Origin of the sequence: Petralouisia muris (assembly GCF_004793545.1) — a bacterium.
Classification (GTDB): Bacteria; Bacillota; Clostridia; order Lachnospirales; family Lachnospiraceae; genus Petralouisia; species Petralouisia muris.
In genome coordinates this window covers 1-12,765 of the sequence record NZ_SRYA01000050.1, presented here as the reverse complement: position 1 = coordinate 12,765, position 12,765 = coordinate 1, and the positions used below count along the sequence as shown (strand labels likewise).

Annotated in this window: 6 protein-coding genes; all 6 read left to right on the top strand. The window is 45.1% G+C overall.

Annotated features, from left to right (window positions below):
- Window positions 1-287: 287 nt before the first annotated feature.
- The 6 genes from rpoB to tuf all read left to right on the top strand — a co-directional run bounded on the left by rpoB (window position 288) and on the right by tuf (window position 12,687).
- On the top strand, window positions 288-4,160 hold the full coding sequence (gene rpoB / locus E5329_RS19810) for a DNA-directed RNA polymerase subunit beta (protein WP_135991094.1): 3,873 nt from the start codon (window positions 288-290) through the stop codon (window positions 4,158-4,160).
- Window positions 4,161-4,195: 35 nt separating this feature from the next.
- Complete coding sequence (gene rpoC, locus E5329_RS19805; RefSeq protein ID WP_135991093.1) at window positions 4,196-7,906, top strand: DNA-directed RNA polymerase subunit beta'; 3,711 nt, start codon at window positions 4,196-4,198, stop codon at window positions 7,904-7,906.
- Window positions 7,907-8,161: 255 nt separating this feature from the next.
- A complete protein-coding gene (gene rpsL, locus E5329_RS19800) occupies window positions 8,162-8,584 on the top strand; it encodes a 30S ribosomal protein S12 (RefSeq protein WP_135991092.1) in 423 nt (140 codons plus the stop codon).
- A gap of 184 nt (window positions 8,585-8,768) precedes the next feature.
- A complete protein-coding gene (gene rpsG / locus E5329_RS19795; RefSeq protein ID WP_275443504.1) occupies window positions 8,769-9,239 on the top strand; it encodes a 30S ribosomal protein S7 in 471 nt (156 codons plus the stop codon).
- A gap of 21 nt (window positions 9,240-9,260) precedes the next feature.
- Window positions 9,261-11,375 carry an elongation factor G gene (fusA, locus tag E5329_RS19790; RefSeq protein ID WP_135991090.1) on the top strand — a complete coding sequence of 705 codons (2,115 nt, stop codon included), beginning with the start codon at window positions 9,261-9,263 and terminating at the stop codon, window positions 11,373-11,375.
- A gap of 124 nt (window positions 11,376-11,499) precedes the next feature.
- The gene (gene tuf / locus E5329_RS19785) at window positions 11,500-12,687 is read left to right on the top strand and encodes an elongation factor Tu (RefSeq protein ID WP_135991089.1); all 1,188 of its coding nucleotides are present in this window, start codon (window positions 11,500-11,502) and stop codon (window positions 12,685-12,687) included.
- Window positions 12,688-12,765 lie beyond the last annotated feature (78 nt).

The window sequence follows — 12,765 nt, the reverse complement described above, 5'->3', positions numbered from 1 at the left end:
ATATATATTGCAGAATTTGTCATTTTCCGACGGCTCTTTATATTTTGGACTGTTTTGGTACACAGAATGGGATTGCGGGACATCTCTGAACAGCTCTGGCCTTTCAAGGTTTTCATCTGAAAATTTTTCCAAAATAATCCTTGACATAAAATCAGCTCTTGTGCTATCATATAGGGTGCACTATTGTGATAAAGTGTGCTTATTATAATTAAAGATAGATTGACAGCAGAAGCGTACTTTATAGGCTATTGATTGTTGTAAATAAGAAAACGAGAGGTGAAACGTCAATGGAGAAAAACAGAATACGTCCGATTAAAGCAGGAAAAAGCGTTCGTATGAGTTACTCGCGACAAAAGGAAGTATTAGAAATGCCGAACCTGATCGAGGTTCAGAAGAATTCTTACAACTGGTTCATTAATGAAGGGTTGAAAGAAGTATTTGCTGATATCTCTCCCATCGCGGATTACAGCGGACAGTTAAGTCTGGAATTCGTCGATTTTACATTATGCGAAAAAGACGTGAAATATTCGATAGAAGAATGTAAAGAAAGAGACGCAACCTATGCCGCACCTTTAAAAGTAAGAGTGAGATTCTACAATAAAGAGGCAGTTGAAGAAGTCAAGGATTATGAAATCTTCATGGGCGATTTACCACTTATGACAGAAACAGGAACTTTCGTAATCAACGGGGCAGAACGTGTTATTGTAAGCCAGTTGGTGCGTTCTCCTGGTATATATTATGGAATTGCACACGATAAGGTGGGTAAAACTTTATATTCCTGCACTGTAATCCCCAATCGTGGTGCATGGTTAGAGTATGAAACAGATTCCAATGATGTTTTCTATGTGCGTGTGGACAGAACCAGAAAGGTTCCGGTTACTGTTCTGATTCGTGCCCTGGGTATCGGCACCAACCAGGAAATCATTGATTTGTTCGGTGAAGAACCAAAGATTGTCGCAAGCTTTGGCAAAGACGTTGCAACCAATTATCAGGAAGGCCTTCTGGAATTATATAAGAAGATACGCCCCGGCGAACCGCTGACTGTGGAAAGTGCAGAAAGCTTGATTAATGCAATGTTTTTTGATCCCAGACGTTATGACCTTGCAAAAGTGGGAAGATATAAATTTAATAAAAAGCTGTCTCTTCGGAACCGTATTCACGGACAGGTTCTGGCGGAGGATGTTGTAGATGTTTCCACCGGAGAGATTATTGCAGAACATGGAACTACAGTGACCAGGGAACTGGCGGATAATATTCAGAATGCAGCGGTTCCTTATGTGTGGATTCAGGGAGAAGAACGCAATATTAAGGTATTGTCCAATTTGATGGTGGATGTTACCAATTATGTGAATATTGACAGGCAGGAAGCACGGAAATTAGGAATTGTGGAATTGGTGTACTATCCGGTTCTGGAGACGATATTAGAAGAAAATGAATCTTTAGAGGATATCAAGAATGCGCTCCGCAGGGATGCTGCCGATTTGATACCCAAGCACATTACAAGGGAAGATATTTTAGCTTCTATTAATTATAATATGCATCTGGAATACGGCCTTGGAAATGATGACGATATTGACCATTTGGGCAACCGCCGAATCCGTGCAGTAGGCGAATTGCTGCAGAATCAGTATCGTATCGGCCTTTCCAGGATGGAGAGAGTAGTCCGCGAGCGTATGACTACCCAGGATTTACAGGGTATTTCCCCTCAGAGCCTTATTAATATTAAGCCGGTGACTGCTGCAGTCAAAGAATTTTTTGGTTCTTCCCAGTTATCACAGTTTATGGATCAGAATAATCCACTGGGAGAGCTGACCCACAAGAGACGTCTGTCTGCATTGGGACCAGGAGGCTTATCCAGGGATCGTGCCGGATTTGAGGTGCGTGACGTGCATTATTCCCACTATGGAAGAATGTGTCCCATTGAAACTCCTGAAGGGCCCAACATTGGTTTGATTAACTCTCTTGCAACTTATGCAAGAATTAATGAATATGGATTTGTGGAAGCGCCTTACCGCAAGATTGACAAGTCCGATCCCAAGAACCCCAGGGTTACGGACGAGGTTGTCTATATGACAGCGGACGAAGAAGATAATTATCATGTGGCGCAGGCGAATGAAGCGCTGGATGCGGAGGGGCATTTTGTGAGAAATTCCGTTTCCGGCCGTTACCGGGAAGAGACGCAGGAATATGAAAAGACCATGTTTGACTATATGGACGTTTCTCCGAAAATGGTATTTTCTGTGGCTACGGCATTGATTCCTTTCCTGGAAAATGACGATGCTAACCGTGCGCTGATGGGATCTAACATGCAGCGTCAGGCGGTTCCGCTTCTGACTACGGAGGCGCCGGCAGTTGGAACCGGAATGGAGACGAAAGCGGCAGTGGACTCAGGCGTTTGTGTGGTTGCAAAGCATTCCGGCGTGGTGGAACGTGCCATTTCCAATGAGATTACCATTAAAACAGAAGAGGGAAAACGTGAAGTATATAAGCTGACCAAGTTTTCCCGAAGCAATCAGTCCAACTGTTATAACCAGCGTCCTATTGTATTTAAAGGCGACAAGGTAGAAGCGGGACAGGTGATTGCCGACGGCCCTTCCACCTCCAACGGGGAATTGGCGTTGGGGAAGAATCCATTAATCGGATTTATGACCTGGGAAGGTTATAACTACGAGGACGCCGTTCTGTTAAGTGAAAGATTGGTGCAGGAGGATGTTTATACTTCTGTGCACATTGAAGAATATGAGGCAGAAGCCCGTGATACCAAGCTGGGACCAGAGGAAATTACCAGAGACGTTCCTGGCGTGGGTGATGATGCCCTGAAGGATCTGGATGAAAGAGGAATTATCCGAATTGGAGCAGAGGTTCGTGCCGGAGATATTCTGGTGGGAAAGGTAACTCCTAAGGGCGAGACGGAGCTGACGGCAGAAGAGCGGTTATTAAGAGCGATTTTCGGTGAGAAAGCCAGAGAGGTAAGGGATACTTCCCTGAAAGTTCCTCATGGAGAATACGGAATCGTGGTAGACGCCAAAGTATTTACCAGAGAAAATGGCGATGAGCTTTCTCCAGGCGTGAATCAGGCGGTGCGGATTTATATTGCCCAGAAGCGTAAGATTTCGGTGGGGGATAAAATGGCAGGCCGTCATGGAAATAAGGGTGTGGTTTCCCGGGTGCTTCCTGTGGAAGATATGCCATTCCTTCCCAATGGCCGGCCGCTGGATATTGTGCTGAATCCTCTGGGCGTGCCGTCCCGTATGAATATCGGACAGGTGTTGGAGATTCACTTAAGCCTTGCAGCGAAAGCCCTTGGATTTAACATTGCGACGCCGGTATTTGACGGCGCAAGAGAAGATGATATTATGGATACCTTGGATTTGGCAAATGATTATGTGAACCTGTCCTGGGAAGAATTTGAGACAAAATATAAAGAAGAGCTTCTTCCGGAAGTTTTGGAATATCTCTATGAGAACCGGGATCACAGGGAGGTCTGGAAGGGAGTGCCCTTATCCAGAGACGGTAAGGTAAGGCTTCGGGATGGAAGAACGGGAGAATATTTTGACAGCCCGGTAACCATCGGCCACATGCATTATCTGAAGCTCCATCATCTGGTGGACGATAAGATCCATGCGCGTTCCACAGGGCCGTATTCTCTGGTAACCCAGCAGCCTCTGGGCGGAAAAGCTCAGTTTGGCGGCCAGCGTTTCGGAGAGATGGAGGTTTGGGCCCTGGAAGCGTACGGCGCATCTTATACCTTACAGGAAATCCTTACAGTGAAGTCCGATGATGTGATCGGCCGTGTGAAAACTTACGAAGCGATTATCAAGGGTGACAATATTCCTGAACCGGGAATTCCGGAATCCTTTAAGGTACTTTTGAAAGAATTGCAGTCTTTGGGGCTGGATGTAAAAGTTCTGGATGAAAACAGAGAAGAAGTGGAATTGATGGAAACCAGCGAATACGGCAATACAGATTTGAATTCCATTATTGCCGGCGACCGGAATTTTGCCTTTGAGGAGGAAGAATCCTTTGGAGCCATGGGCTTCAGCAAACAGGAATTCAGTCCGGAAGAGGAAGAACTGGTGGATATCGAAGAAGATGAAGAGGAAGAAGCATTGGAATTAGAGGACGATTTCGCCGATTTTGACGATGTTCTGGATGAATAGTCAAATATCCTGCAGGAAAAGGAAGGGAGAGTCACATGCCGGAAACAATGAACAAAGAAAAATACCAGCCAATTACCTTTGATGCAATTAAAATTGGTCTGGCATCACCTGAAAAAATCAGAGAGTGGTCCCGGGGAGAGGTAAAGAAACCGGAAACCATTAACTATAGAACCCTGAAACCGGAAAAGGACGGCCTGTTTTGCGAAAAGATTTTCGGACCCAGCAAGGACTGGGAGTGCCATTGTGGAAAATATAAGAAAATCCGCTATAAAGGCGTCGTCTGTGATCGATGCGGGGTGGAAATCACCAAAGCGAGCGTCCGCAGGGAGCGTATGGGGCATATTGAGCTGGCTGCCCCTGTTTCCCATATCTGGTATTTTAAGGGGATTCCCAGCAGAATGGGATTGATTCTGGATTTATCGCCCAGAACGCTGGAAAAGGTATTGTATTTTGCTTCTTATATCGTATTGGATAAGGGAAGCAGCGATTTACAGTATAAGCAGGTTCTGTCAGAAGCGGAATATCAGGAAGCAAGAGAAAAATACGGCAGCGATTTTCGAGTAGGCATGGGTGCAGAATCCATCAAAGAGCTGTTGGAAGCCATTGATTTGGAAAAAGACGCCATGGAGTTAAAGGCAGCCTTGAAAGACGCGACAGGACAGAAACGTGCCAGAATTATCAAGCGTTTGGAGGTTGTAGAAGCATTCCGCGGTTCCGGCAACCGGCCGGACTGGATGATTATGGATGTCATTCCAGTCATTCCTCCAGATCTTCGTCCGATGGTTCAGTTGGACGGCGGGCGCTTTGCCACTTCTGACTTAAATGATCTGTACCGCCGGATTATTAACCGCAATAACCGACTGAGAAGGCTGTTGGAGCTGGGTGCGCCGGATATTATTGTAAGAAATGAAAAGCGTATGCTGCAGGAAGCAGTAGATGCGCTGATTGATAACGGCAGAAGGGGACGTCCGGTAACTGGACCCGGAAACCGTGCGCTGAAATCTTTATCTGATATGTTAAAGGGAAAATCAGGCCGTTTCCGCCAGAACCTTTTGGGAAAACGTGTGGATTATTCCGGACGTTCTGTTATCGTGGTAGGACCAGAGCTGAAAATCTATCAGTGCGGTCTGCCAAAGGAAATGGCAATTGAGCTGTTTAAACCTTTTGTTATGAAAGAACTGGTATGCAACGGTACTGCCCATAACATTAAGAGTGCCAAGAAAATGGTGGAGCGTCTCCAGTCGGAGGTCTGGGATGTTTTGGAAGAAGTAATCAAGGAGCACCCGGTGATGTTAAACCGCGCTCCCACGCTGCACAGGCTGGGAATCCAGGCATTTGAGCCGATTCTGGTAGAGGGAAAGGCTATTAAGCTGCATCCGTTGGTGTGTACGGCGTTTAATGCAGACTTTGACGGAGACCAGATGGCGGTTCACCTTCCCTTGTCTGTGGAAGCACAGTCTGAGTGCCGGTTTTTACTGCTGTCACCCAACAATCTGTTAAAACCGTCCGACGGAGGGCCGGTGGCTGTGCCTTCTCAGGATATGGTGCTGGGAATTTATTATCTGACCCAGGAGAGGCCGGGCGCAAAAGGCGAAGGAAAGTTCTTTAAGAATGTAAACGAAGCGATTCTGGCTTATGAAAATGATGCATTGACGTTGCATTCCAGAATTATTGTCCGTGTGACAAAGACAATGCCAGGCGGAGAAGAGGTAACCGGCAATGTGGAATCCACATTGGGACGCTTTATTTTCAATGAGATACTTCCTCAGGATTTGGGATTTGTGGACAGAAGCAATCCGGAAAACATTCTGAAGCTGGAAATTGATTTCCATGTGGGCAAAAAGGGATTAAAGCAGATTCTGGAGAAGGTAATTAACATTCATGGAGCCACCATAACGGCAGAGGTGCTGGACGATATCAAAGCCATGGGATACAAATATTCCACTAGGGCGGCTATGACCGTTTCCATTTCTGATATGACAGTGCCGGAGAAGAAGCCGGCATTGATTAAAAATGCCCAGGATACCGTGGATAAGATTACCAGAAACTATAAGCGCGGCCTGATTACCGAAGAAGAGCGGTATAAGGAAGTTGTTGAAACCTGGAAAGAGACAGACGATATTCTGACAAAAGAGCTGTTGGATGGTCTGGATAAATACAATAACATTTATATGATGGCGGATTCCGGAGCCCGTGGTTCTGATAAACAGATTAAGCAGCTTGCCGGAATGCGCGGATTGATGGCGGATACCACAGGACGTACCATTGAGTTGCCGATCAAGTCTAATTTCCGTGAAGGATTAGACGTTTTGGAATACTTTATGTCCGCTCACGGCGCACGGAAAGGATTGTCTGATACCGCTCTGCGGACGGCAGACTCCGGATATCTGACCAGGCGTTTGGTAGACGTATCTCAGGAATTGATTATTCGGGATATTGACTGCTGCGAAGGAAAAGAAGCTCCGGGCATGTATGTGAAGGCGTTTATGGATGGCAAAGAAGAAATTGAAAGCCTTCAGGAGCGTATTACCGGAAGATTCGTATGTGAAGATATTTGTGATGCAGAAGGCAATATATTAGTGAAAGCAAACCATATGGTGACTCCGAAGCGTGCGGCCCTTGTAATGAGCAAAGGCGTCAATGAAAAGGGAGAACCTCTGGACAGGGTAAAGATCCGTACGGTTCTTACCTGCCGTTCCCATAATGGAATCTGTGCAAAATGCTATGGTGCAAATATGGCTACCGGCCAGGCAGTGCAGGTGGGAGAATCCGTAGGTATTATTGCAGCCCAATCCATCGGTGAGCCAGGGACACAGCTTACCATGCGTACCTTCCATACCGGCGGCGTTGCCGGAAACGACATCACACAGGGTCTTCCTCGTGTGGAGGAGCTGTTTGAAGCCCGTAAGCCTAAGGGACTTGCGATTATTACGGAATTTGCCGGCGTTGCCACGATTAAGGATACCAAGAAAAAGCGTGAAATTATCGTTACTAACGATGAAACCGGAGAAACCAAGGCGTATCTGATCCCCTACGGTTCCAGAATTAAGGTTATGGACGGCGCAGTGCTGGAAGCGGGCGATGAATTGACAGAAGGTAGCGTGAATCCTCATGATATTTTGAGAATTAAGGGGGTTCGGGCAGTGCAGGATTATATGATTCAGGAAGTGCAGCATGTATACCGTTTGCAGGGTGTGGAAATCAACGATAAGCATATTGAAGTGATTGTCCGCCAGATGCTGAAGAAAATCAGGATTGAAAATAATGGAGATTCTGAGTTCCTGCCTGGAACTTTAGTAGATATTCTGGAATATGAAGATACCAATGAAAGATTGGAAGAAGAGGGTAAAGAGCCTGCAGAGGGCAAACAGGTGATGCTGGGAATTACCAAGGCGTCTCTTGCCACCAATTCTTTCCTGTCTGCAGCATCCTTCCAGGAGACCACTAAGGTGCTGACAGAGGCAGCCATTAAGGGCAAGGTTGATCCCCTCATTGGTTTAAAAGAAAATGTAATAATCGGTAAACTGATTCCTGCCGGAACCGGTATGAAGCGTTACCGTGACATTAAGCTTTCCACAGATGTGGATGAGACAGATGATATTTTCTTCGAAGAGGAAATGCTGGATTTCAGTTATAATCCGGAAGAGGACCCAGAATTGGACGAAGAGCTGGAAGAAGAATTGGAAGCTTTTGAAAAGGAATTCGGAGAGTCATTGGACGAAGAAGCTGTACTGGAAACAGAATAGTAAATATAGCGTTGTACGAATCCCGGATTCGTTAGTGGTTTGGTAAGGATGAAGACAACGTTCCTGGAGCTGTCAGTTTTTGGCAGCTCCATTGTTTGTTATCCCAAAGGAAATAGAAGGAACTGTGAATAAGAAGTTAAAATTTGGGGAAAATTAGAAAAAGTCCTTGACACGGCGATTTTATCTTTATATAATGTCATAGTGTGCATGGGATCATGCACTTATATTTTGAAATTTTTACAGGAGGTGAAAAGAATGCCAACATTTAACCAGTTAGTAAGAAAAGGAAGACAGACATCTGAGAAGAAATCTACGGCACCGGCTTTACAGAAAGGATACAATTCCCTGAAGAAGCGCCCGACCAATACTTCTGCACCCCAGAAGAGAGGTGTTTGTACTGCAGTTAAGACTGCGACTCCTAAGAAACCTAACTCTGCTCTTCGTAAAATCGCCAGAGTACGTCTCTCCAATGGAATCGAAGTAACAAGCTACATTCCGGGAGAAGGCCATAATCTGCAGGAGCACAGCGTTGTTCTGATCAGAGGCGGAAGGGTAAAAGACTTACCTGGTACCAGATACCATATCATTCGTGGAACATTAGATACCGCAGGCGTTGCAAACAGACGGCAGGCACGTTCCAAATATGGTGCAAAGAGACCGAAAGACGCTAAGAAATAATTGGCAGACAATAGTATCACAAAACGGTTAGTGTTGGAAAGCGCAAGAGCGTACATTCTTTTTGACGCAGGAGTGCAGAAAGCGAATGCTTTCTATAGATGAAGATTTTCCGCACGAACACAGAAACAGTGAGTACCGTTGAATTAATCGAAAAGATCATAAAATGATTAAGGAGGGAAGCGACGTGCCACGTAAAGGACATACTCAGAAGAGAGACGTATTAGCAGATCCGTTGTACAATAACAAAGTGGTTACCAAACTTATCAATAATATTATGTTAGACGGTAAGAAAGGCATAGCTCAGAAAATTGTATACGGAGCATTTAACAGAGTTGCAGAGAAAACCGATAAGCCGGCAATTGAAGTGTTTGAAGAGGCTATGAACAATATCATGCCTGTGCTGGAAGTAAAGGCAAGGCGTATCGGCGGTGCAACATATCAGGTGCCCATTGAGGTAAGACCTGACAGACGTCAGGCTCTGGCTCTCCGCTGGCTCACTCTATTTTCACGTAAAAGAGGCGAGAAGACAATGGAAGAGAGACTGGCAAATGAGATTATGGATGCGGCTAACAATACAGGTGCATCTGTAAAGAAGAAGGAAGATATGCATAAGATGGCAGAAGCAAACAAGGCTTTTGCGCATTATCGTTTTTAACATTTTTAGGAGGAAAAAACCTTGGCTGGAAGAGAATATCCATTAGAGAGAACCAGAAACATTGGTATTATGGCTCATATCGATGCGGGTAAAACAACATTGACAGAGCGCATTCTTTATTATACCGGTGTTAATTATAAGATTGGTGATACTCATGAAGGAACTGCTACCATGGACTGGATGGAACAGGAGCAGGAAAGAGGAATTACCATTACTTCAGCCGCTACAACCTGTCACTGGACAGAGCAGGAGAACTGCAAGCCCAAGGCGGATGCTTTGGAGCATCGTATCAATATTATTGATACTCCGGGACACGTTGACTTTACCGTTGAGGTGGAGCGTTCACTCCGTGTATTGGATGGCGCCGTAGGCGTTTTCTGTGCAAAAGGTGGAGTAGAGCCTCAGTCTGAGAACGTATGGCGTCAGGCCGATACCTATAACGTACCAAGAATGGCATTTATTAACAAGATGGACATTCTTGGAGCTGACTTTTACGGTGCGGTGGAGCAGATCAAAACACGTTTGGGCAAAAATGCAATTATCCTTCAATTGCCTATCGGCAAAGAAGATGATTTTCAGGGAATTATTGATTTGTTTGAAATGAAAGCTTACATCTACAATGATGATAAAGGCGATGACATTTCAATCACAGATATTCCGGATGATATGAAGGATGATGCAGAACTGTATCGTTCTGAATTAGTAGAAAAAATATGTGAGTTGGATGATGACCTGATGATGGAATACTTAGAAGGAGAAGAACCTTCTATGGAAGCCCTGAAACAGGCATTGAGAAAAGGAACCTGCGAATGTACAGCAGTTCCGGTTTGCTGCGGTTCCGCATACCGCAACAAGGGCGTTCAGAAATTATTGGATGCTATTTTGACTTATATGCCTGCTCCTACAGATATTCCTGCAATTAAGGGAGTTGATCTGGAAGGAAATGAGACAGAGAGACATTCTTCGGATGACGAGCCTTTCTCTGCTCTGGCATTTAAGATTATGACAGACCCCTTTGTAGGGAAGCTGGCATTCTTCCGTGTGTATTCCGGTACTATGAATTCCGGTTCCTATGTACTGAATGCAACGAAAGATAAGAAAGAACGTGTGGGACGTATCCTTCAGATGCATGCAAATAAGCGGGCAGAGCTTGATAAAGTTTATTCTGGTGATATTGCAGCGGCCGTTGGATTTAAGTTTACCACTACAGGAGATACCATTTGTGATGAACAGCATCCGGTTATTTTGGAATCCATGGAGTTCCCGGAACCGGTTATTGAGCTGGCAATAGAACCTAAGACAAAAGCAGGGCAGGGTAAGATGGGTGAAGCTCTTGCAAAACTTGCAGAAGAAGATCCTACTTTCCGTGCGCATACCAATGCAGAGACTGGACAGACAATTATCGCCGGTATGGGCGAGCTCCATCTGGAGATTATTGTAGACCGTCTGCTCCGTGAATTTAAGGTGGAGGCAAATGTAGGCGCACCGCAGGTTGCTTACAAAGAGACATTTACCAAGCCGATCGATCAGGAATACAAATATGCAAAACAGTCCGGCGGACGCGGACAGTATGGACATTGTAAAGTCAGATTTGAGCCGATGGACGCTAACGGCGAAGAATTGTTCAAATTTGATTCCGAGGTTGTGGGCGGCGCGATTCCCAAGGAGTACATTCCAGCAGTTGGGGAAGGTATTGAGGAAGCTACCAAAGCCGGTATCCTGGCAGGTTTCCCGGTCGTAGGCGTTCACGCTACTGTATATGACGGTTCCTACCATGAGGTAGACTCTTCAGAAATGGCTTTCCATATTGCAGGTTCCATGGCATTTAAGGAAGCAATGAAGAAGGCGACTCCGGTATTATTAGAGCCGATTATGAAAGTGGAAGTAACTATGCCGGAAGAATACATGGGAGATGTTATCGGAGACATCAATTCCCGCCGGGGACGTATTGAAGGAATGGATGATCTGGGCGGCGGCAAGATTGTACGTGCATTTGTACCTCTTGCAGAGATGTTTGGATATTCCACAGACTTGCGTTCCAGAACACAGGGACGTGGAAACTACTCAATGTTCTTTGAAAAATATGAGCAGGTTCCGAAAAATGTTCAGGAAAAAGTTATTACCGCAAAAGGCTAGGAAAGTGCAGAAAACACTTGAAAATCCCGTGATTATCGAATATAATCATAAATAGCTGATTAAAATTTTCTATATTTAATGAAACAGCCCATAGGGGGCAGAAAATTAAGGAGGACGTTACAAAATGGCTAAAGCTAAATTTGAAAGAAACAAACCACATTGCAATATCGGAACCATTGGTCACGTTGACCATGGTAAAACAACTTTAACAGCAGCAATTACCAAAGTATTATCTGAAAGAGTTGCCGGAAACGAAGCTACTGATTTCGAGAACATCGACAAAGCTCCGGAAGAAAGAGAAAGAGGTATCACTATTTCTACTGCTCACGTTGAGTATGAGACAGAGAATAGACATTATGCACACGTTGACTGCCCGGGCCATGCTGACTATGTAAAGAACATGATCACTGGCGCTGCACAGATGGACGGCGCTATCCTTGTAGTAGCTGCTACAGACGGCGTTATGGCTCAGACAAAAGAGCACATCCTTTTGTCCCGTCAGGTAGGCGTACCTTACATCGTTGTATTCATGAACAAATGCGACATGGTTGACGATGAAGAGTTGCTTGAATTAGTAGAAATGGAAATCACTGAAATTCTGGAAGAGTATGAATTTACAGACTGCCCAATCATCAAAGGTTCTGCTTTGAAAGCTCTGGAAGATCCAAGCGGAGAATGGGGCGACAAGGTTATGGAACTGATGGCTGCAGTAGATGAGCATATTCCAGATCCTCAGCGTGCAACAGATCAGCCGTTCCTGATGCCTATCGAGGATATCTTCACAATTACTGGTCGTGGAACTGTTGCTACTGGTAGAGTAGAGCGTGGCGTTCTGCATGTAAATGAAGAAGTTGAAATCGTTGGTATCAAAGAAGAGACCAAGAAAACAGTTGTAACCGGTATTGAAATGTTCCGTAAATTGTTAGATGAGGCTCAGGCTGGTGATAACATTGGTGCACTGCTTCGTGGTATTCAGAGAACTGAAATCGAAAGAGGACAGGTACTTGCAAAACCCGGCACTGTAACATGCCATACCAAATTTACCGCTCAGGTTTACGTTCTGACAAAAGATGAAGGTGGACGTCATACTCCGTTCTTCAACAACTACAGACCTCAGTTCTATTTCAGAACAACTGACGTAACAGGCGTTTGCAACCTGCCGGAAGGTACAGAAATGTGCATGCCTGGTGATAACGTAGAGATGACCATCGAATTGATTCATCCAATCGCTATGGAGCAGGGTCTTACATTTGCTATCCGTGAGGGCGGACGTACAGTAGGATCAGGCCGTGTTGCTTCTATCATTGAGTAATCAATAAAAAGCTAGATTTTATGCAATGTCATTAACTTAAGGAATCTTTTACATTTGAATTGTAAAAGGTTCCTTTTT

Coding starts and splice junctions, on each gene's coding strand:
- tuf (WP_135991089.1), top strand. CDS start 11,500: ATGGCTAAAGCTAAATTTGAAAGAAACAAACCACATTGCAATATCGGA.
- rpoC (WP_135991093.1), top strand. CDS start 4,196: ATGCCGGAAACAATGAACAAAGAAAAATACCAGCCAATTACCTTTGAT.
- rpoB (WP_135991094.1), top strand. CDS start 288: ATGGAGAAAAACAGAATACGTCCGATTAAAGCAGGAAAAAGCGTTCGT.
- rpsL (WP_135991092.1), top strand. CDS start 8,162: ATGCCAACATTTAACCAGTTAGTAAGAAAAGGAAGACAGACATCTGAG.